The 20,971-nt window shown below is 72.6% G+C and carries 22 protein-coding genes; 16 read left to right on the forward strand and 6 right to left on the reverse strand.

The window, feature by feature from the left end; all coding sequences use genetic code 11:
* Positions 1-81: 81 nt before the first annotated feature.
* The gene (locus BMX97_RS20650; protein ID WP_244538552.1) at positions 82-2,514 is read left to right on the forward strand and encodes a PAS domain-containing protein; all 2,433 of its coding nucleotides are present in this window, start codon (positions 82-84) and stop codon (positions 2,512-2,514) included.
* 13 nt (positions 2,515-2,527) lie between these two features.
* Here BMX97_RS20650 and BMX97_RS20655 read toward each other — a convergent pair whose 3' ends face one another.
* Entirely contained in the window at positions 2,528-2,914 is a 387-nt protein-coding gene (locus tag BMX97_RS20655; RefSeq protein ID WP_091753162.1) for a hypothetical protein, read from the reverse strand.
* 171 nt (positions 2,915-3,085) lie between these two features.
* Positions 3,086-3,745, reverse strand: coding sequence for a sigma-70 family RNA polymerase sigma factor (locus tag BMX97_RS20660; protein WP_244538553.1), 660 nt, complete (start codon positions 3,743-3,745; stop codon positions 3,086-3,088).
* Between the two features lie 278 nt (positions 3,746-4,023).
* On the opposite strand from BMX97_RS20660, the gene BMX97_RS20665 reads away from it, so the two are divergent.
* The 9 genes from BMX97_RS20665 to BMX97_RS20705 all read left to right on the forward strand — a co-directional run bounded on the left by BMX97_RS20665 (position 4,024) and on the right by BMX97_RS20705 (position 13,255).
* Positions 4,024-5,484: a helix-turn-helix transcriptional regulator gene (locus BMX97_RS20665; protein ID WP_091753230.1), complete on the forward strand. Its 1,461-nt coding sequence runs from the start codon at positions 4,024-4,026 to the stop codon at positions 5,482-5,484.
* A gap of 98 nt (positions 5,485-5,582) precedes the next feature.
* A complete protein-coding gene (locus BMX97_RS20670) occupies positions 5,583-5,741 on the forward strand; it encodes a CsbD family protein (RefSeq protein WP_091753163.1) in 159 nt (52 codons plus the stop codon).
* A gap of 68 nt (positions 5,742-5,809) precedes the next feature.
* Positions 5,810-6,211, forward strand: coding sequence for a CsbD family protein (locus BMX97_RS20675; RefSeq protein WP_060848174.1), 402 nt, complete (start codon positions 5,810-5,812; stop codon positions 6,209-6,211).
* A 122-nt stretch (positions 6,212-6,333) separates the two neighbouring features.
* Positions 6,334-7,248 carry a PhnA-like protein gene (locus BMX97_RS20680; RefSeq protein ID WP_091753164.1) on the forward strand — a complete coding sequence of 305 codons (915 nt, stop codon included), beginning with the start codon at positions 6,334-6,336 and terminating at the stop codon, positions 7,246-7,248.
* A 79-nt stretch (positions 7,249-7,327) separates the two neighbouring features.
* The gene (locus BMX97_RS20685; RefSeq protein WP_091753165.1) at positions 7,328-7,531 is read left to right on the forward strand and encodes a CsbD family protein; all 204 of its coding nucleotides are present in this window, start codon (positions 7,328-7,330) and stop codon (positions 7,529-7,531) included.
* A gap of 77 nt (positions 7,532-7,608) precedes the next feature.
* Positions 7,609-8,058 carry a CsbD family protein gene (locus BMX97_RS20690; RefSeq protein WP_091753166.1) on the forward strand — a complete coding sequence of 150 codons (450 nt, stop codon included), beginning with the start codon at positions 7,609-7,611 and terminating at the stop codon, positions 8,056-8,058.
* 481 nt (positions 8,059-8,539) lie between these two features.
* Positions 8,540-8,971, forward strand: a complete 432-nt coding sequence (locus tag BMX97_RS20695; protein WP_091753167.1) for a BA14K family protein — start codon at positions 8,540-8,542, stop codon at positions 8,969-8,971.
* Positions 8,972-9,072: 101 nt separating this feature from the next.
* Positions 9,073-10,035 carry an alpha/beta fold hydrolase gene (locus BMX97_RS20700; RefSeq protein ID WP_091753168.1) on the forward strand — a complete coding sequence of 321 codons (963 nt, stop codon included), beginning with the start codon at positions 9,073-9,075 and terminating at the stop codon, positions 10,033-10,035.
* Between the two features lie 142 nt (positions 10,036-10,177).
* Complete coding sequence (locus BMX97_RS20705) at positions 10,178-13,255, forward strand: glycosyltransferase (RefSeq protein ID WP_091753169.1); 3,078 nt, start codon at positions 10,178-10,180, stop codon at positions 13,253-13,255.
* Positions 13,256-13,320: 65 nt separating this feature from the next.
* Here BMX97_RS20705 and BMX97_RS20710 read toward each other — a convergent pair whose 3' ends face one another.
* The 4 genes from BMX97_RS20710 to BMX97_RS20725 all read right to left on the reverse strand — a co-directional run bounded on the left by BMX97_RS20710 (position 13,321) and on the right by BMX97_RS20725 (position 16,412).
* On the reverse strand, positions 13,321-13,704 hold the full coding sequence (locus BMX97_RS20710; RefSeq protein ID WP_091753170.1) for a hypothetical protein: 384 nt from the start codon (positions 13,702-13,704) through the stop codon (positions 13,321-13,323).
* Positions 13,704-15,272, reverse strand: a complete 1,569-nt coding sequence (locus BMX97_RS20715; RefSeq protein ID WP_091753171.1) for a GMC family oxidoreductase — start codon at positions 15,270-15,272, stop codon at positions 13,704-13,706. The genes BMX97_RS20710 and BMX97_RS20715 overlap by 1 nt, the downstream gene beginning before the upstream one ends.
* Positions 15,273-15,372: 100 nt before the next feature.
* On the reverse strand, positions 15,373-15,921 hold the full coding sequence (locus BMX97_RS20720; RefSeq protein ID WP_091753172.1) for a twin-arginine translocation signal domain-containing protein: 549 nt from the start codon (positions 15,919-15,921) through the stop codon (positions 15,373-15,375).
* 95 nt (positions 15,922-16,016) lie between these two features.
* Complete coding sequence (locus BMX97_RS20725; RefSeq protein WP_091753173.1) at positions 16,017-16,412, reverse strand: VOC family protein; 396 nt, start codon at positions 16,410-16,412, stop codon at positions 16,017-16,019.
* A 310-nt stretch (positions 16,413-16,722) separates the two neighbouring features.
* Here BMX97_RS20725 and BMX97_RS20730 point away from each other — a divergent pair, with 310 nt between their 5' ends.
* The 6 genes from BMX97_RS20730 to BMX97_RS20755 all read left to right on the forward strand — a co-directional run bounded on the left by BMX97_RS20730 (position 16,723) and on the right by BMX97_RS20755 (position 20,798).
* A complete protein-coding gene (locus tag BMX97_RS20730; protein ID WP_060848185.1) occupies positions 16,723-16,986 on the forward strand; it encodes a hypothetical protein in 264 nt (87 codons plus the stop codon).
* Between the two features lie 299 nt (positions 16,987-17,285).
* Complete coding sequence (locus BMX97_RS20735; protein WP_091753174.1) at positions 17,286-17,591, forward strand: hypothetical protein; 306 nt, start codon at positions 17,286-17,288, stop codon at positions 17,589-17,591.
* A 40-nt stretch (positions 17,592-17,631) separates the two neighbouring features.
* On the forward strand, positions 17,632-18,051 hold the full coding sequence (locus BMX97_RS20740; protein WP_091753175.1) for a thiol-disulfide oxidoreductase DCC family protein: 420 nt from the start codon (positions 17,632-17,634) through the stop codon (positions 18,049-18,051).
* A 199-nt stretch (positions 18,052-18,250) separates the two neighbouring features.
* Positions 18,251-18,985 (forward strand): YidB family protein, encoded by a 735-nt coding sequence (locus BMX97_RS20745; RefSeq protein WP_091753176.1) that lies wholly within the window; start codon positions 18,251-18,253, stop codon positions 18,983-18,985.
* Between the two features lie 87 nt (positions 18,986-19,072).
* The gene (locus tag BMX97_RS20750; RefSeq protein WP_091753177.1) at positions 19,073-19,780 is read left to right on the forward strand and encodes a glutathione S-transferase; all 708 of its coding nucleotides are present in this window, start codon (positions 19,073-19,075) and stop codon (positions 19,778-19,780) included.
* Between the two features lie 334 nt (positions 19,781-20,114).
* A complete protein-coding gene (locus BMX97_RS20755) occupies positions 20,115-20,798 on the forward strand; it encodes a response regulator transcription factor (RefSeq protein WP_091753178.1) in 684 nt (227 codons plus the stop codon).
* The last annotated feature ends 173 nt before the right edge of the window (positions 20,799-20,971 follow it).

Genomic DNA, 20,971 nt, shown 5'->3' on the forward strand with positions numbered 1-20,971 from the left:
GGGAACGGCCGTGCTATGGCGCGGCCGGGCGCCGGTGCTATGAGACCGCCGCCGAGGGTCGCGGAAGGGGGCGACGGACCAGTGAACGACCGCCGCGAAACCGACCGCATCGACGCCGAGATCGGCCGGTCGGCGCCCAGCCACGATCCGTTCGCCGCCGCGGTGCGCGCCACGCGGATGCCGATGCTGATCACCGACCCGCACCAGCCCGACAACCCGATCATCTTCGTCAACGCGGCCTTCTCCAAGCTGACCGGCTACGGGCGCGACGAGATCCTCGGGCGCAACTGCCGCTTCCTGCAGGGGCCGGAGACCGACCGCGCCGACGTCGACAAGATCCGCGACGCCGTCGAGCGCCGCGTGGCGATCGAGATCGACCTCCTGAACCACAAGAAGAACGGCGAGCGGTTCTGGAACCGGCTGCTGATCTCGCCGGTCTTCGACCGGGACGGTGCGCTGACCTACTTCTTCGCCTCGCAGTTCGACGTCACGCTGGAGCGCGAGCACCTGCACAACCTCGGCGAGGCGCTGCGCCGGCGCGAGCAGATGCTCGACGCCCTGGTGCGCTCCTCCTCCGAGGTGCGCTACCGGATCAGCGCCGACTGGAGCCGGCTGTACCAGCTCTCGGGCGGGGACTTCCTGTCGGACACGACCTCGGCCAGCGCCGACTGGCTGGAGACCTACATCCCGCCCGAGGACCGGGCGGCGGTGCGGAGCGAGATCGAGCGCGCGATCCGCACCAAGACCTCCTACAGCCTCGAGCATCAGGTCTACCTCGCCGACGGCTCGGTCGGCTGGGCTTCGTCCCGCGCCGTGCCGGTGCTGGACGGGGACGGCCGGATCACCGAGTGGTACGGGGCGGCCACCGACATCACCGGGCGCAAGCGGGAGGAGGCGGCGAGCCGCGACCTCACCGCCTCGCTGGGCCGGCAGGTCGCCGACCGCACGGCGGAAATGCGCCTCTACGGCGACATCGTGCAGTCGAGCGCCGCGCCGATCTGCGCCTTCGACACGCAGTACCGGCTGATCGCCTTCAACCAGGCCCACAGCGACGAGTTCTACCGGATCTTCGGCACCCGGGTGCGGGTCGGCGACGTCTTTCCCGACCTGTTTCCGGCCGACCAGGCCCCGGTGATGCGCGGCCTGATGGCCCGGGCGCTGTCGGGCGAGAGCTATACGGTGACCGAGGAGTTCGGCGATCCGGGCCTCGCCAAGCTGGCCTGGGAGGTCACCTACTCGCCCCTGCGCGACGGCGACGGCCGGGTGATCGGCGCCTTCCACCATGCCCGGGACATCTCCGACCGGCTGCGCGCCGAGGCGGAGCTGGCCGCGACGCAGGAAGCCCTGCGCCAGTCGCAGAAGATGGAGGCGGTGGGCCAGCTCACCGGGGGCCTCGCCCACGACTTCAACAACCTGCTGGCCGGCATCTCGGGCTCGCTCGAGCTGATGCAGACGCGCCTGCAGCAGGGCCGGTTCAAGGACGTCGAGCGCTACATGGCGGCGGCGCAGGGGGCGGCCAAGCGCGCTGCGGCGCTGACCCACCGGCTGCTGGCGTTCTCGCGCCGCCAGACGCTCGATCCGCGCCCCACCGACGTCAACCGCCTGGTCGCTGGCATGGAGGAGCTGATCCGCCGCACCGTGGGACCGGGCATCGCCCTCGAGGTGGCGGCGCGGGGCGACTGGCCGGCGCTGGTCGATCCCTCGCAGCTCGAGAACGCGCTCCTCAACCTGTGCATCAACGCCCGCGACGCGATGCCCGAGGGCGGGCGGATCACGGTCGAGACCGGCAACGCCGCGATGGATGCCGGGACGGCGCGCCGGCACGACCTGCCGGAGGGCGAGTACCTGGCCCTCAGCGTGACCGATACCGGCACCGGCATGACGCCGGAGGTGATCGCCCGGGTGTTCGAGCCCTTCTTCACCACGAAGCCGATCGGCGAGGGCACGGGCCTCGGCCTGTCGATGATCTACGGTTTCGCCCAGCAATCCGGCGGCCAGGTCCGGATCGCCTCCGCGCCCGGCGAGGGCACGACGGTGAGCCTGTACCTGCCGCGCCACGACGGCCCGGCCCCCGCCGACGCGGAGGCGACGGCGATCGCGGAGCTGCCGCGGGCGGCCGAGGGCGAGACGGTCCTCGTCGTCGACGACGAGCCGACCGTGCGGATGCTGGTCACCGACATCCTGGAGGATCTCGGCTACACGGCGATCGAGGCGGCCGACAGCGCGGCCGGCCTCAAGGTCCTGCGCTCGGACGTGCGCATCGACCTCCTCGTCACCGATGTCGGCCTGCCCGGCGGCATGAACGGCCGCCAGATGGCGGAAGCCGCGCGGGAGACCCGGCCCGACCTGAAGGTGCTGCTGATCACCGGCTACGCCGAGACGACGATCCTCGGCAGCGGCCGCCTCGCGCCCGGCATGTCGGTGCTGACCAAGCCCTTCGCCGTCGAGGTGATGGCCGCCCGCATCCGCTCGATCATCGAGGCCGGCCGCGAGCGGGCGCGGAGGGACGCCTGAGCGCCGTCCCTGCTCACCCGGTGCGGCGCGCCGTCCAGCGTCCAGAGCACGGGCTGATCCCCGCCAGGCTCCAGCGGCCGCTGCCGGCGGTGCCGCGCAGGCGGCCGCTGACCGAGACGCTGGCGAGCCCGCTGCGGATCGTGCCGGTGATGCGCCCGTCGGTGCCGGCACGCCCGGAGGCGTCGACCCCGTTGCCGCCGGCATCGTCCACCACGCCGTCGCGGATCACGATCGGGTAGCGGTAGGGGCCGGTGCAATTGCCGGTCTCGGCGGTGGCGACGACCGACCAGGCCCCGTCGAAGCGTCCCGCCGACGGCGCGGCCGAGGCCGGGCCGGCAAAGGCAGGGAACAGGGCCGGCGCGAGGATTGCGGCGAGGGCCGGAAGGCGGGATGAGGTCATGGTCTCCTCTCGGGTCGACGACGTTCGCTGCCGGGCCGGGCACGGATGGGGGGACCATCCCGCGCCCGGCCGGCGACCGTTCCGAACGCCTCGGGGGACGGCGCCGGAACGATGGGGGACGCCCGCGGGGGGCGGGGATCGGGACGGGGAGCCCCGACCGGGGCTCCGCTCTCAGGCGTGCCCGAGCTCCTGGGCGAGCCGGTCGCGGGCGCGGCTGACGCGGCTCTTCACGGTGCCGGAAGGACAACCGATGACCACGGCGGCGGCCTCGTAGGTCATGCCCTCGACCCCGACGAGGAGCAGCGCCTCGCGCTGGCCCGGCTCGAGCCGGTCGAGGGCGTCCTGCAGGTCGCGCAGGTCCGCCCGGTGCTCCTGCACGGCGTCGCTCGTCAGGGCGGCGGAATGGACCCCGTCGGGATCCGCCACCTCGAGGCGATGGCGCCGGCGCCCGTTGAAGAAGCCGTTGCGCAGGATCGTGAACAGCCAGGCCGGCAGGCTGGTGCCCGGCACGAACTGGCGCCGGTGCTCCCAGGCCTTCAGCAGGGTGTGCTGCACGAGGTCGTCGGCATCGGCGCCGTGCTGGGCGAGCGACAGCGCGTAGCGCCGCAGCCGCGGCACCGCGCCGAGGAGCTCGTCCTTGAACGCCGCCGACACCTCGCGCCCGGCCTCGGCGCTCTGGAGCGCCCGCGTCAGCCGCGCCAGCACGTCGCCGAGGCGCGAGCCGGCCTCGACCGCGACGATCTCGGGATAGTATTGCCGCAGCTGCCGGCCGAGATGCGACTGCATCAGGGCGAGGGCGGCGTCCGGTGCGGCATCCGGTTCGCGCGTCACGTCGTCTGTTCCCACGGTCCAGGACCCGTCAACGTTCGTCCCGCCGGGCTAGACCGCTCGGCCCAACGGACTAGTCCCGTGGGGCAGTGCGGGGAGCAGGCGACGACACGATTTATTTCTGGTCGCCGGCAATTACGTCAATGATACGATTTTACCGGTGAAATCGCCTGCCGCCACGGAACCCGATGGCGCGCGATCCGTTTGTGCTCCGCTGCCCGAGAGGTGGCCGCGAGACCGCCGCCCCGGCGGTCCGCCAGCACGAAGGGACCGCACCGGCCGTGACCGCAGGCGTCGACAGGCATGAACTCCGGCAGATCATCGCCGGCCTCAGCGAGGGCGTGATCCTGGTCGAGCCCGACCAGACCATCGCCTACGCCAACGAGGCCGCCCTCGCGATGCACGGCGCCGAGAGCCTGGACGAGATCGGCCCGACGGTCGACGCCTACCGCGAGCGCTTCGCCCTGCGCTACCGCAACAACCGCGCGCCGGAGAACTACCCGATCGAGCGTGTGGTGGCCGGCGAGCGCTTCCACGACGTGGTGGTGGAGGTGACCCGCACCGACAAGCCGGATGTCGGCTTCGTGCATTCCCTGCGCAGCCTGGTGGCCACCGACCGGGAGGGCAAGCCGAGCTGCCTCGCCCTGATCCTCAAGGACGTGTCGGACCAGTTCGAGGCCGAGGAGCGCTTCGAGCGCACCTTCAACGCCAACCCGGCCCCGGCCGTGATCACGCGGCTCGCCGACCTGCGCCACGTCAAGGTCAATGCCGGCTTCCTCGAGATGACCGGCTACACCCGCGACGCCGTGATCGGCCGCAGCGTCTACGAGGTCGACGTGCTGGCCAACGCCCGCAACCGCGATCTCGCGGTGTCGCGGCTGAACCAGGGCGGCACGATCCCCCAGATGGAGGCGCGCCTGGAGCTGCCCGACGGCGGCGGCCGCTTCGTCATCGTCGCCGGCCAGCCGATGGAGATGGGCGACGAGCGCTGCATGTTGTTCACCTTCGCGGACCTCGAACTGCGCCGGAAGGCCGAGACGGCCCTGCGCCAGAGCGAGGAGCGCTTCGCCAAGGCGTTCCGGCTCACCCCGGTGCCGACGCTGCTCGCCCGCGCCGAGGCGTTCCAGGTCACGAGCATCAACGAGGCCTTCGGGCGTGTGTTCGGCTTCGGCGAGGACAAGGTGGTCGGGCGCTCGCCAGCGGAGTTCGGGATCTGGGTCTCGGACGAGCAGCGCCGCCGCTTCGAGGACGTGCTGACGCGCACCGGCTACGTCCTCGGCCTCGAGGTCTGCCTGCGCCACGAGAGCGGCGCCGACCTCGACTGCCTGGTCTCGGCCGAGCGCGTCGTCATCGGCGACGACGAGTTCGTCCTGATGGTCCTGCAGGACATCACCGAGCGCAAGCACACCGAGCGCGAGCTGTTCGACGCGATCGAGACGGTGATGGCCGACACCTCGTGGTTCAGCCGGGGCCTGATCGAGAAGCTCGCCAACCTGCGCCGGCCGGGGCGCGAGGCCACCGGGGCCGCGGTGCCCGACCTGACCCTGCGCGAGCGCCAGATCCTCAACCTGATCTGCTCGGGGCTCGACGACGACGCCATCGCCCGCAAGCTCGGCCTGTCGCGCAACACCGTGCGCAATCACGGCGCCGCGCTCTACCGCAAGCTCGGCGTCCATCGCCGGACCGAGGTGATCCTGTGGGGCCGCGAGCACGGTTTCCCGCTCCAGGCTTCTGGTAGCTGATGTTCAGCATACCAGTATCGTTTTACCATTGAACGCGCGCCGGGAGGGCACATCTGCAGGCCGGTCGGAGTTGTCTCTCACTCTTCACGGAGTTGCTCATGACCAAGCGCGCGACATCGACTTCCACCGAGCAGGTCAAGGGCTCGGTGAAGGAGGCCATCGGCAAGATCACCGGCGACGTCCGGGTCGAAACCGAGGGCCGGCGTCAGAAGGGCGACGGGCACTCCCCTCGGGGAACCGCACCGCGCCGGGACTGACGGCACAGGTCATCCGGCGATCCCCAGGGGTCGCCGCCCCACCCACCCCGATCACCAGGAGACTTCAGATGGTTGACACCGATCGCCTCACCGGCGCCGCCCGCGAACTCGGCGGCAAGATCCAGGGCGCCGTCGGCGACCTGACCGGCTCGCACCGCGATTCGGCCGAGGGCCGGTTCCGCGAGGCCCAGGGCGCGGCCGAGAACGCCTACGGCCAGGCCAAGGACGGCGTGCGCCACGCCGCCGACCGGGCGCAGGACTACGCCGGGGACTTCGCCCACGACGCCCGCGGCTATGCCGAGGACGCCCGCGATTACGCTGAGGACGCCTACGAGCGCGGCAGCCAGGTCCTGCGCCGCGGCACCCGCCAGGTCGGCCACCAGGTCGCCGAGTACCCGGTCGCCTCGCTGGTGATCGCCGGCCTCGTCGGCTTCGGCCTCGGCCTCCTCGTGAGCGCCAACCGCGACTGATCGCGCGACCGACCGCGTCGCGGCCGGACATCGCGAGCCCCGGGGAATCCGGCGCAGGAGAGCGCCGCGCGGCCCCGGGGCCGCCCCGACCCATCGATGCATGAACGACCCGGAGTAACCACGTGACCATCCAGACCCCCGTTTCCCCCCTCGCGACCGCCGCCCAGGCCGACACCCGCGCGGTCCTGCTCAACCAGGTCTCCTGGGGCGCCATCTTCGCCGGCGCCGTCACCGCCCTGGTGACCCAGGTGATCCTCAACCTCGTCGGCGTCGGCGTCGGCCTGTCGTCGGTCGGCGTGAACGCCAGCGACAACCCGGCCGCCTCGACCCTGTCGACGGGCGCCGGCCTGTGGTTCGTGGTTTCGGGCATCATCGCCTCGCTCGCCGGCGGCGCCATCGCGGGCCGCCTGTCCGGCAAGCCGCTGCCGGGCGCGGCCGCCCTGCACGGCCTCGTCTCCTGGGCGGTGACGACGCTGGTGGTGATCTACCTCCTGACCTCGGCGGCCAGCGGCCTCGTCGGCGGCACGCTCAGCACGGTCTCGGGCGCGCTCGGCGGCGCCGGCAACCTCGTCGGCGGCACCGTCCAGACCGCTGCCCAGGCCGCGGCCCCGTCGCTGTCGAAGGTCCAGAACCCGCTCGAGGGCATCGAGGACAAGGTGCGCCAGCAGGCCGCCGGCCAGGACCCGCAGGCCGCCCGCGACGCCGCCGTGGCCGCCGTGCGCGCCGTGCTGACCGGTGACGCGGCCCAGAAGGAGCAGGCCAAGAACCGCGCCGCCGACGCGCTGGCCAAGGCCCAGGGCATCTCGCCCGACCAGGCCAAGACCCAGATCGACGACTACCAGAAGCAGTACGAGCAGGCGGTCGCCACCGCCAAGCAGAAGGCCGAGGCCGCGGCCGTGACCGCGAAGTCCGCCGCCACCCAGGGCGCCTTCTACGCCGCCATCGCGCTGTTGCTCGGCGCCGCCGCCGCCTTCTTCGGCGGCCGCCTCGCCGCCCCGAAGCTGGTCGGCGCCTACGACACCACCCGCCGCGTCTGACGCGGCGCCGGCCCCCGCCCGCCGGGCGGGGGCCGGTCCCCTCCTCCCCGTTCTTCACGTCCCTGAAGGAGAGATTTCGATGAGCAGCACCACGGACAAGCTCAAGGGCCTGGCCAACGAGGCCGTCGGCAACGTCAAGCAGGGTGTCGGCAAGGTCACCGGCAACGACCACCTCGTCGTCGAGGGCAAGGCCCAGGAGCTCAAGGGCGAGGCGCAGCGCACCGTCGGCGAGGCCAAGGACGGGCTGAAGAGCGCCGCCGACAGCCTGCTCGGCCGCAAGTAAGGCCCGACCAGGCCACACCCGACACCCGCGGCGGGCCCGCCCCGCCGCCCTTCCGTTTCGAGACTCAGGAGGACAGCATGAACCGCGATCAGATCCGTGGCGCGTCCCGTCACCTGAAGGGCCGCGCCCAGACCGCCCTCGGCGGCCTCACGGGCGACCCGGCCCAGCAGGTCCGCGGTGCCGCCAACCAGGTGGCCGGCGGTGCGCAATACGCCTACGGCCGCGCTCGCGACCGGGCCGAGGACCTCATCGACGACGGCCGCCACCTCGCCGAGGCTGCCCGCGAGCGGGCCGAGACCCTGGCCGGCACGACCCGCGACTACGCCGAGGACTTCGCCGACACCGCCCGCAAGCAGGCCGGCCACGTCCTCAAGGACGGGCGCCACGCCGCCCGCGAGGTGCATCGCCGCGGCCAGACCTACGGCCGCCAGGCCCTCGCCTACGCCGACGGCCACCGCGCCAACACCGTGCTGGGCATCGCCGCCCTCGCCTTCGCGGCGGGCTGGCTGATCCGCCGCCGCCACTGAGGCCGCGGTCGCGACCGGGACGCCGTCCGGACACCCCTTCCCCGGCGGCGCCGACCGCCCCCCCGCGCGACGGAACCTTGGCGTCCGCCGCGCGGGGGGGGGCAGCGGGAGCGGACAGGTCGGGCGCCGACCAAATCAGGTGACGGCAAGGGTGATGGTAAGCACGACTACCGCCTCGCGACGTTCATCCCGACGATTTATTCCGGGACATCGAGCCAGCACCTGTCTTTCTGTCGCATCCCGCGCGCACGACGATCGATTTGTATCGGGATCTTTTCCCGTTTGCGGACGTTATCGATTCGATCAATCCGCAAGCACTGAGAAGGAGACCACCATGCTCCGCAAGATCTTCATGCTGTTCGTCCTGCCGAAGCTGATCGCGCGCTTCAATCGCCGCGGCACCAGCCCCCGGCACGGCCGGACGTACTGATCGGACCCGGCTGACCGGCTGCACGAATCGAGGACAGGGACCGACACTTTCATGAAGCTTTCCATCGTTGCCGCCACGACCCTTGCGGCCCTCGTCCTCGGCAGCCCCGCCTCGGCCACCCCGGCCGAGACCGGTGCCGCTGCGGCGGCCCTCGTGCGCGGCGACCTGCCGACGGAATTCTCGCAGTACCGCCGCTTCGGCCGACCCCACGGCTATCGCCGGGGATACGGGTTCCGGCGTGGCTACGGCTATCGCCGCGGCCCAGGCGTCGGCGCCGCGGTCGGGGCGGGCGTGGCGGGCCTCGCGGCCGGCGCGATCATCGGCGGTGCCATCGCGAATTCGCAGGCCCAGGCCGCCCCGGTGGTGGTCCAGGGCGGCCCCGACCCGGAGACGGTTGCCGCCTGCGCCCGGCGCTTCCGCTCCTACGACTCGGCGAGCGGCACCTACCTGAGCAACGACGGCACCCGCCGTCCCTGCCCGTGACACTCTGCACGGCCGTCGTCCCCGGGGGAGTCCCCAGGGGCGGCGGCCGTGCCGTTCGGGGGCGGGAGCGAACCCGGCCACCATCCCACCGTTGTGCCGGCATGTCAGCACGCACCCCACTCCCCACTCGATCCCTGTCGCCCGCCGCCGGCCTCGCCCTGGCGGGAACCGCCCTCCTCGCCGCGGGAGCGGTCGAGACCGGTCGCCGCGCCCGGGCCGCCGAACGGGCGACGCCGCCGGTCGGGCGGTTCGTCGAGGTCGGCGGCACCCGGCTCCATGTCCTCGAGCGCGGGCACGGCCCAGCCCTCGTCCTGCTCCACGGCAACGGCAGCCTGATCCAGGACTGGCTGGTGAGCGGCCTCGTCGACCGGGCGGCGGCGAGCCACCGGGTGATCGCCTTCGACCGGCCGGGCTTCGGCCACAGCGAGCGGCCGCGCAGCCGGATCTGGACCCCGGCGATGCAGGCCGGCCTGATCCGCGGCGCGCTGCACAGCCTCGGGGTCGAGACGGCGACGATCCTCGGCCATTCCTGGGGTACCCAGGTGGCGATCGCCCTGGCGCTGCAGGATCCCGGCCGGGTACGGTCCCTTGTTCTCGAATCCGGCTACTACTTTCCCTCGCCGCGGATCGACGGGATGCTGTTCATGCCCCAGGCCCTTCCCGGCCTCGGCGATCTGATCAGCCACACGGTCGCGCCGGTCACCGGGCGCCTGCTCTGGCCGCGCATCCTGGCGCGCCTGTTCGGGCCGAGCCCGGTGCCGGAGCGCTTCGCCAGCGACTTCCCGGTCGAGATGGTGCTGCGCCCCTCGCAGCTGCGCAGCGCGGCCGCCGAATCCGCCCTGATGGTGCCGGACGCCTTCGCGCTCCGGCCGCATTACGGCGAGGTGCGCCCGCCGGTGACGATCCTGTCCGGCACGGGCGACCGCCTGGTCTCCCACGTCGGGCAGTCGGTGGCCCTGCATCGCCGGATCCCGGGCAGCCGCCTCGTCGCGGTCGAGGGCGCCGGCCACATGCTGCACCAGATCGCGCCCGACCGGGTGCTCGATGCCGTTTTCGCCGCATGAGGGACGCCGGATCGTCCCGCACCGGCCACGAGAATCGCCGCCCGGCGCGCCACCCGATTGCATCGCGATCGGGCGCTGCTCTAGGAGGTGACTCGACGTCCGCCGGCCCCGGCCGGCTCCCTCCTGAGCGGTCCTTCCCGACGTGACGATCCTGAAACGTGCGCGGCGCCTCGCCGAGACGGGGCGCCAGTGGTTCGTGCCTCCCCCGGGCCCCGTGGCCTGGGGCCGGCTCTACAATTGCGGCGTCCTCGTCGCCCTCAACCCCGAGGCCGACGCCGATGCGGTGAGCCTCGGCCTGGCGCAGGGCGGCGAGCGCGACCAGGCGCTCCCCTTCGACCGGCGCTTCGTCGAGGCCGGCGTCACCTACCTGCACGCCGCCCTCGATCCGGCCTTGCTGACCGGCGCCGGCCACCTGCGACTGACGGTGACCGAGCCGGGCCGGGCCGAGCAGCAGCGGATCGCGGTCGGGCCGGGCCACCATACGATCCACTTCGACGGCGTCTCGGGCGGGGTGCTCTCGGGCTGGGTCTCGTCCCTGTCCCCGGACCCACTGCCGGCCCTGCACCTGATGGTGGATGGCCTCGAGGGCGAGCCGGCCCGCCCGGACGTCTACCGGCCCGAGCTGCGCTTCGGCGGCCGCGAGGGCGGCTGGAACGGCTTCCGCTTCACCCTGCCGGCCTGGGCCCTCGACGGGCAGCCCCACACGATCGGCGTGGGGGCCGGCGGCACGGTCGCGACGCTCGGCGCCTACGCGCCGCACCTGCGCGCGAGCCTCTACATCGAGGCGCCGGACCGGGTCACCGGCTGGGTGTTCGACGAGGCCGGGCCCGACCGGCCGACCGTCGTACGGGCGGTGCGCTTCGGCGAGGAGGTGGCGCAGGTCGAGACCCACGCGCGCGCCGATCTCCTGGAACTGTTCGGCCGCCACTCCGCCGCCTTCGCGTTCCCGCCCGGGGCCCTCAAGCCGGGCACCGACCTCGCGGTCGGCCCGATCGGCGCCGGCGAGGTGATCGGTCACCTGCGCGGCACCATCGAGCTCGCCCGGGCCGAGGCCCGCGCCCTGCTGCTGCCGAACGACCCCTCGGCGACCCGCGAGGAGCGCCTCGCCGTCCACGACCGCCTCGTCGCGGCGATCCGGCCCGGCGGCGGCGCCCGCCTCGTCCTCGGCGAGCCGGCGGCGCCGGAGGCGGACCTGCCCGAGGCCGCCCGCACGCCGCCGCCGGCCTGCGCGATCGTGCCCGTCTATAACGGCCTTTCCGACCTGAAGGCCTGCCTCGCCTCGCTGCTGCCGCAGCTGGCGCCCGGGCGGATGCGGGCCCTCGTCATCGACGACGCCTCGCCCGATCCGGCGGTGACGCGCTACCTCGACGACCTGGCGGCCGAGGCCCGCCCCGGCCTGACGGTGCTGCGCAACCGGGAGAATCTCGGCTTCATCGGCACGGTCAATGCCGGCTTCGCCCTGCTGGAACCGGGCGAGGACTGCATCCTCGTCAACGCCGACACGGTGCTGGCGCCCCGCGCCCTGGAGAAGCTCGCCGCCGCCTGCCACCGCCGGCCCGGCATCGCCAGCGCCACGCCGCTGTCGAACAACGCCACCATCCTGGGCTTCCCCGGGATGCCGGAGGCGCAGGGACCGCTGCTGGGCCTGCCGCCCGCCGCGATCGACGCGGCCCTCGAGGCGGCGTCGCCCGCGCCGGTCACGCTCCCGACCGGCATCGGCTTCTGCCTCTACCTCAACCGGCAGGCCCTCGACGAGGTCGGGGCGCTCTCGCCCGAATGGGGCCGGGGCTATTGCGAGGAGGTCGACTGGTGCCTCAAGGCCCGCGACCTCGGCTGGATCCACGTCGCGGCCACCGACACCTATGTCGAGCACGAGGGCTCGGTGTCGTTCGGCAAGGGCGAGCGGCTGGCGATCCTGGAGCACAACCACGCCCGCCTCGTCGCCCTCTATCCGGAATACCAGGACGAGGTCGACGCCTTCCTGGCCGCCGATCCGCTCGCGCCGCTCCGGCTCGCCGTGCTCGGGCGGCTCCTCGCCGCGCGGATGCAGCGCCTGACGCTCCATGTCGGCCACGGCCTCGGCGGCGGGGCGACGCGCTACGTCGACCAGATCCGCGGCCTCGCCCGGGCCCCCGGCCACGAGATCGGCCACCTCGCCCCGGCGCGCGGGCGGCTGTCGCTCACCCTCGACACCGCGCGGGCGGCCGTGACCCTGGGACCGGACCAGCTCCTCGCCCTCCTGGAGAGCCTGGAGGAGGCGGGCGTCGCGATCGACCTCCACCTCGACGCCCGCTTCGGCTACGACTCGGCCTTCCTCGACCGGCTGCTCTCCGGCCACTGGCCGTATGCGGTCACCCTGCACGACTTCCAGTGGTACTGCCCGAAGGTCCACCTGGTCGACGGGCGCGACTTCTACTGCGAGGAGCCGCCGGCCGATGTCTGCCGCCACTGCACGGTGCGGGGGGTGACGCACGACTACGCCGACCAGAACGCCCTGATGGGCGGCGGCCTCGACGGCTGGCTGGCGACGAACGAGCGCATCCTGCGCGGGGCCCGGCGCCTCGTGGCGCCCTCCCACGACACCGCGGCGCGCTACGCCCGCCGCCTCGGGCTCACCGGGATCGCGGTGGTGCCCCATCCCGAGGCGGCGCCGGCCCACGCCGCCGCGCCGCCGCGCCGGCCGCGGACCGGCGCCGTGCGGGTCGCCGTCGTCGGCTCGCTCGGCAACCACAAGGGGTTCGAGCTCGTCGTGGCGCTCGCCGAGCGCGCGGCCCGGGAGCGGCGGCCGATCGCCTTCACGCTGATCGGCTCCGTCGCCGACCGGGACCGCGCCGCGCGGGTGCCGGGCCTCACGGTCACCGGCTCCTACCGGCCCGACGACCTGCCGCGCCTGCTCGCCGAGACCGATCCCGACTACGTGTTCCTGTCGAGCGTCTGGCCCGAGACCTATTCCTACGTGCTGTCGGAGGCCTGGGCGGCGGGCTACCCGGTCGTCGCCCTCGACATCGGCGCCCCGGCGGAGCGCATCCGCGCCGAGGGCGGCGGCCTGCTGCTGCCGTTCGGCCGCGACACGGCCGCCCTGCTCGACGCCCTGGTGGCGGCCCGCGGCCAGCTGGCCGGGATCGCGATCCCGGCCCTGCCGGCGACCGCGCCGAGCCTCGCGGCCTACGAGGCGGCGATCGAGGCGTCCGCCGGCGAGAGGGCACCGGACGGCGCATGACGGCGGGCGGAGGAGCGATGTCGTGCGCTCCTCCGCCGATCGTGGCCGTCACCGGCGCAAGCGGATCACCGCGGCGCCGTGCCGTCCGGGCGGTTCGACGGCAGCCCGCCGGGCGCGTCCGGGTAGGCGGTGCTCGGCACCGGGCCGGCCCGGCCCACCGAGCTGCTCGGCGCCGCGGTGCGGTTCGTGTCCGCCGCCCCCGAGGGACCGGGCGCCGCCGGGCACGGGCCGGGGCCCGGGCAGGCGGCGTGGTCGGTGGCGACGGAGCGGCCGTCCCGCTCGGCCGCCGGCTGGCCGCCGGGGCTGTTCGGGTAGGCCGCGGCCCCGCCGGGCTGGGTCGTCGGCGCGACCGGCGTCGGCGAGCCCTGCGCCAGGGCGGCGCCGGCGAGGATCCCACCGGCGAGCAGCCCGAGCAGGGGCGGGGCGAGGCGGAGGACGAGCGGGCGCATCAGATCTCCCGCCGCTGCATCGCGCCGGCGATGTGGTCGGCCTGGCGGAGCGCCAGCGCCACGATGGTCAGCGTCGGGTTGCAGGCCGCGCCGCTGGTGAACTGGCTGCCGTCGGAGACGAACAGGTTCTTGACGTCGTGGGTCTGGCCGAACTTGTTGACCACGCCGTCCCGGGCCTTCGCGCTCATCCGGTTGGTGCCCATGTTGTGGGTGCTCGGATAGGGCGTGACCGGGTAGGTCACCGTGGCGCCGACCGCCTCGTAGATCGCCGCGCCCTGCTTGTAGGCGTGGTTGCGCATCGCCACGTCGTTGGGGTGGTCGTCGAAGTGGACGCTCGCCACCGGCATGCCGTGCTTGTCCTTGACCGCGGGATCGAGGGTGATGCGGTTCGTCTCCTGCGGCAGGTCCTCGCCGACGAGCCACATCCCGGCCATGCGCGGGTACTGCTCCATCGCGCTGGTGAAGGAGCGGCCCCAGGCGCCGGGATTGAGGAAGGCCGCCATGAACGGCACGCCGAGCGAGACCGTCTCCATCTCGTAGCCGCCGGCAAAGCCGCGCTTGGGGTCGTGCCGGGCCTCGTCCCGGATGATGCCGGCCATCGTGGTGCCGCGGTACATGTGCACCGACTTCTCGAACACGCCGTAGACGCTGCCGGTCATGTGGCGCAGGTAGTTGCGGCCGACCTGGCCCGAGGAGTTGGCGAGACCGTCCGGGAACTGCGCGGACGCGCTGTTGAGGAGCAGCCGCGGGCTCTCGATCGAGTTGCCGGCCACCGCGACGATGCGGGCCTTCTGGCGCTGCAGCTTGCCGTCGCCGTCGGCATAGACCACGCCCGTCACCTTGCCGGAGGCGTCGTGCTCGATGCGGATCGCCATGCAGTTCGGGCGAACCTCCAGGTTGCCGGTCTCCTCGCCGCGCGGGATCTCGGCGATCAGGGTCGACCACTTCGCGCCGGACTTGCAGCCCTGGAAGCAGAAGCCGATCTGCTGGCACGAGCCGCGGTCGTGCCGCTCCTGGCTGTTGATCGCCATCCGGCCGGTATGGACCTCCTTGTAGCCGAGGCGGCGGGCCCCGGCCTCCATCACCTTGAAGTTGTTGTTGCCCGGCAGGCCCGGGATGCCGTTGGTGCGGGTCACGCCCATCCGGTCCTCGGCCTTCGTGTACCAGGGGTCGAGCTCGGCCCGGGTGATCGGCCAGTCGAGGAGGTTGGCGCCGGGGATCGCGCCGTAATGGTCGCGGATGCGGAATTCGTGCTCCTCGAAGCGCAGGGAGGCGCCGGCCCAGTGCACGGTGGAGCCGCCCACCGCCTTGACGATCCAGGCCGGCAGGTTGGGGAAGTCCCGCGCCACCCGCCACGAGCCCGAGGTGGTGCGCATGTCGGTCCAGGCGAGCTGGGCGAAGCTCGCCCACTCGTCGTTGACGAAATCCTCCATGTTGTGGCGGGCGCCGGCCTCGAGGATGACGGTGCGGATGCCCTTGAGCGCCAGCTCGGTGCCGAGCGTGCCGCCGCCGGCGCCCGAGCCGACGATGACGACGAGGCCGTCGTCGTTCAGGTCGAATGTGGCCATGGTTTCCTCCGGCCCGCGCGGCCCGGTCGCGGCCGATCCGGCGCGGTGTTCATTGATTGTTCTTTAGTTGACGCTCGATGGATCGGCGGGCGTTGCCGGGCTAGACTTTCGGCAGCCAGTCGATGTCGTTGAACCCGCGGTTGATGTAGCCGCCCTTGTCGGCGGACGGACCCTCGTAGCCGAATTTCGGCCACAGCTCGGGCTGGTTGTAGAGCGAGACGACGAGGTCGGAGCGGATCTTCTTGAAGAAGTCGGTGTGGCTGATGCCCTCGAGGATAACGACGCGGTCGGCCTCCCAGCCGATCTGGGCGTAATCGACCTTGTGGCGGGCCTGCGAATCCTCGTCGAGGCGGCGCACGCCGGAGGTCAGCAGCGTCTTCACGCCCGCGTCCGCGGCGGCCTTGCCGTCCCAGGGCTTGATCGCCGTGATGTAGTAGACGTCGCCGAGGAAGTCGTGCGGGTAGATGTCCCGCGCCATCTTCACCAGGGTCTTCAGCTCGGCCGGGGCCAGGGCGGCGCCGTTCTCGGCCCAGGCCTCCGACACTTGGAGCCCGGCGCCGGTGGCGAGTGCCGCGGCCGGGGCGGCGACGGCGGCGGTCTGCAGGAAGCCGCGGCGGCTGAACCGCGCGCGCGGATCGACTTCTCTCATGGGCGTCTCCTCGGGTGTTTTCTGGCGTCGTTTGATCGGTCGGGCCGGCCCGGGACACGTCTGCGCGCGCTGATCCGGGCCGGCATCTCGGGGCTTCAGGCGAAGCGGCCGCCCTTCTGGATCACCTCGATCTTGTAGCCGTCGGGATCGGTGGCGAAGAAGAACCGGGCGAGCGTCTTGCCCTGGTGCTGGAAGTCCTTGACCGGGGTGGCGGGCAGGCCGGCCTCGGTGAAGCGGGCGTGCTCGGCGTCGACGTCGTCCACCACCACCGCGAGGTGTCCGTAGCCGTCGCCGAGGGCGTAGGGCTCGGTGCGGTCGAAGTTGACGGTGAGCTCCAGTTCGAACGGCGACGAGGGATGGCGCAGGTAGACGAGCGCGAAACCGTCGAAGCCGATGCGCTCGGCGAGCTCCAGGCCGAACGCGCGGGCGTAGTAGGCGCGGGAGCGCTCCTCGTTGAGGACGCGGATCATCGAGTGGACGGGCTTGGCCATCGGCAGCGGGAACCTCGTGCGGTGGGGGGCGCCGCGAACGGTCGCCCGGGTGTCGGCGCTTAGACTAGCTCCAGGGAAGGATCCGGGGTGGTAGCGGGATGTGACGCCAGGGGCGCCGCGCTTCCCGGCCGCGCGGGGCTCCCGCAACGGAATCCCGGGCCGCCCGCACGTCGTGACCGCGAGGCTTGTTCCGCTCCGCCGCGTGCGCGAGTGCACATCTCGCCGGTTCGCGACCTCCTATATTCCAATCACCGCAAGAGAGCGTGCCACGAAATCCGGCCCGCAGCGCAGACAGGAGACTGAATACCAGATGAAGACCCGTATCGCCGCTGTCGTCACCGCGCTTGTCCTTGGCGTCGCTCCGATCTCGTCCGCCATGGCATTCAGCGCGAATTCCCCCTTCAACCCGTTCGCCCCGCGCGACGTCGAGACCACCGGCTCCATCGGCCCGGCCAATACCAGCGTGCCGTTCTACGGCGCCTGCCCGATGAGCTCGGCCTCGGAGGGCAACGCCAACCAGCAGAACTTCCCGGTCAAGCAGTACGGCCAGACCTCCGGCGGCCAGCGCTGCTGAGCGCGACCGGCCTGGAAAGACGTCGACACGAATCCGGAAGATCGAGGGAATTCGACAATGAGTGAGATGAAGCTCCTGCGCGCCGTGTCCTACGGCATGATCGGCGTCCTGGCCGGCGGCCTCGCGATGACCGCCTTCGGCACTGCCAGCGCCCTGATGAACATGTGACCGAGGACCGCCCCGCAAGGGCGGTCCTTCGCTCGTGGAGCGGCCGGTGAGCGGCCGGCCCCGGAACCGCTGCGGGCCCGAGGCGCTTCCCATCCCGACTACCCCGATCTTGGCGCCCGCCGGAGACCGTCATGCCCCCGCTCGCTCGCCTTGCCTCCGTCCTCATCCTGGCCGCCGGCACCGTGCCCGCCCTGGCGATCTCCGACCGGCGCGACCAGCCGACCCAGGCCGATCTCCCGAAAGCCGATCGGCCCGACGACGCCCGCGGCGGAGGCCCGGGCATCGCACCGCCCCAGGCGCTCAAGCCCGACACGCAGGTGACGCCCACGCGGGCAACGCCCGGCAGCACGCCGGCGCGGACCGACCCCCTCGACAAGCTCGATCCCAAGGACCGCCGCGCCACCGGCGGCGGCGACGGGGCGGGCGACCGGAGGTAGGGTCGGCGTCCGACGAAGCCGCCCCGGTGACGTTCCCCGCATGACGACGCCCCGCACGGCGGCTTCTCCCGGCCCCGTCATCCTGTTCGATGCCGCCTGCGTGCTGTGCTCGGCCAATGCCCGCTTCGTGCTGGAGCGGGACCGGGCGGCGACGTTCCGCCTCGCCGCGATGCAGGGCGAGGTTGGCCGGTCGCTCTCTCGCCGGCACGGCGTGGATCCGGACGACCCGGCGACCCTGCTCGTCGTCGAGGGGGACCGGGTACGCCGGGACAGCGACGCCGTCCTCCACATCTACGAGACGCTCGGATATCCCTGGCGGCTCGCCGGCATCCTCCGCCTCGTCCCGGCCCGGCTGCGCGATCCCGTCTACCGGCTCGTCGCGCGCAACCGCTATCGCCTGTTCGGCAAGCGTGACGAGTGCTGGGCGGCCCCGGCCCGCTACAGGGACCGCATCCTGTAGGGCTCTCCCCCCTGGTGGGCCGGGCAAAGTCCCGTCGACAGGCGATCCGATCCTCGGCGACGACGAGGTCGGCGGACGTTTCGCCCTCGCCCTCGCGATCCGCGCGTCCTCTCGCCGGGCCGGTCGACGCCCCGGAGGCAACCGGGGCGGCCGAGCACGGTTAACCAGGATGCAGCATGCGCGGAGGGGAGACGCACCCATGGGTCTGCTCGATCAGGTCATCGGCTCGGTGCTCGGCAACGTCCTCGGGGGCGGGAGCCGGCACGAGGAGAGAGGCGGCGGCGGCGCGGGGGCGATGTCGCCCCTCGTCAAGGCTTTGCTGATGCTGCTCGCCGCCAAGGCGATGAATGGCGGCTTCGGCGACATCTTCGGCGGCGGGCGCCGGCCGGCGCCGCAGGGCGGGCCGGAGGACGGGTACGTCCCCGACCCGCACGGCTACGGCGCACCCGAGCCGCGGGACGAGGGACGGGGCCGGCGCGGCGAGGATCCGAACAATCCCTATTCCGACCTCGCCGGGATGCTCGACGGCCCGGGCGGCGGCACCGCGTCCCCCTCCCCCTCTCCGGCGGGCGGCGTGCAGAATCCGTTCGACCCCAATTCCCTTGACCAGGGTACCGGCCCCTATTCCCGCCTCGACCGGGAGCAGCCCGACGACGCGGCCGGCGGCGGCCTCGACCAGCTGATCGATCGCTTCCGCCGCGGTGGCCTCGGCGACGTGATCGAATCCTGGATCGGCTCCGGCCACAACCGCTCGATCGAGCCGCGCCAGCTCGCCCAGGCGCTCGGGCCCGACACGGTCGACACCCTGAGCCAGCAGACCGGCCTCGGCCGCGACGACCTGCTGTCGCAGCTCGCCCAGGTGCTGCCGGGCGTGATCGACGGCCTGACCCCGCAGGGCCGGCGCCCGAACCACGACGAGATGCGCGGCTGGTGAGACCGGGGCGCCCGGCACGTCCGGGCGCCCGCTCGCGCGACCGATGGCACGAGTTGCGCCGGCTGTAGAGCGCACGAGGACGGACCGATGGCCTACGAGCTGCATTACTGGCCGTGCATCCAGGGCCGAGGCGAGTTCGTCCGCCTGGCGCTCGAGGCGGCGGGGGCGGATTACCTCGACGTCACCCGCGAGGACGGCATCGACGACATGCTGGAGCGCCTCGGCGCGCCGCCCCGTCCGGCCTTCGCGCCGCCCTTCCTGCGCGACGGCGACCTCGTGATCGGCCAGGCATCCGCGATCCTGCTCCATCTCGGTCCGCGCCTCGGCCTCGTCGGCGAGAGCGAGGCCGACCGGATCTGGACCCACCAGATCCAGCTCACCATCGCGGACGCGGTGGCGGAGGTCCACGACACCCACCATCCGATCGCGTCCTCGCTCTTCTACGAGGACCAGAAGCCCGAGGCGGCCCGGCGGGCAGCGGCCTTCCGCGACGAGCGAATCCCGAAATTCCTCGGCTGGCTCGAACGGGTGCTGGGCGCCAATCCCGCCGGACCGCGCCACCTCGTCGGCGACCGGTTGAGCTACGCCGACCTCTCGCTGTTCCAGCTCGTCGAGGGCCTGGCCTACGCCTTCCCGCAGGCGACCGAGCGGGCGCTTGCCGCGACCCCGATGGTGGTCGCCCTGCACCGGCGCGTCGCCTTGCTGCCGCGCGTCGCCGCCTATCTGGCGAGCGACCGGCGGCTTCCGTTCAGCGAGGACGGCCTCTTCCGACGCTACCCCGAACTCGACGGCTAGCGCTCCGCGCCTGTCGCCCGGCCGCCACAGGCGCCGCACCGTCCGCAAATCATTGATATTCAACGATTTCTTGATTCCGGCGTTGCCCGGACGCCACAGGCTGTGTCCGTAAGTGAACAGCCTTTGGGCGAGCTTAACAGAAAATTAACCATTTCGGCGCGACACTCGCCTTAACAAATCATTCACGAATACGCGCCGCGAGGCGCAAGCCGGACCCCGTCTCGGCAAGACCGCGACAGTTTCGGCTCTTCTTCCGACAATCGAACGGCAAGCAATCTCGCGCCTTTGCTGGACGCGGGGCAAGCCGACTCGTCAAAATACCTTGGGGGCTGGCGTGTACATCGTGGTCGACGAGCGGGAAAGCGTGGCCGCACAGTACGTTCAGGGCTTCGGCGCGGAGGGCGTGCCGGCCCGGGGGCTGGACGTGAGCGACATCCGGACGTGGATCGACGCCACGCCGCCCCAGGACCTCGAAGCGGTCCAGGGCTTCGTCATCGGCGACTGCGCCGACCGCACGGCGTTCACCGCGGCCCTGCGCGGCCTGTCCCGGGCGCCGATCATCGCCCTCAACGAGACCCGCTCCCTCGAGCAGACCCTGGCGCTGTTCACCGCCGGCATCGACGACGTGGTGCGCAAGCCCGTCCATGTCCGCGAGATCATCGCCCGGGCCGGCGCGATCCGCCGCCGCACCAACCGCAGCGACGCCAAGCCCGCGAGCACCCCGGACAAGAGCGGCCGCCTGACCGTCCACGCCGACGGGCGCGACCCGGAGATCGACGGCCAGAGCCTGCTCCTGCCGCGCCGCGAGCGCGACATCCTCGACTACCTCGCCCGCAACCGCGGCCGGCCGGTGACCAAGGGCCAGATCTTCAAGGCGGTCTACGGCGACCTCGACACGGCGGTCGACGAGAGCGTGGTCGAGGGCCACATCAGCAAGCTGCGCAAGAAACTGCGGATGCGGCTGGGCTACGACCCGATCGAGGCCAAGCGCATGACCGGCTACACCTTCGTCGGCTGACCCGACCCGGACCGCCTCATGAAAGAGCCGCCCGCGACCCTGACGGTCGCGGGCGGCTCTTATCGTCCGGAAGGATGGCGGCGGTCCCCGGAGGGACCGCCCTCCCCCGCTTAGCGGAAGAGCGAGAGGACGTTCTGGCTCGCCGAGTTGGCGATCGAGAGCGCCTGAACCGC

This window comes from Methylobacterium sp. ap11 (genome assembly GCF_900110515.1).
Classification (GTDB): Bacteria; Pseudomonadota; Alphaproteobacteria; order Rhizobiales; family Beijerinckiaceae; genus Methylobacterium; species Methylobacterium ajmalii.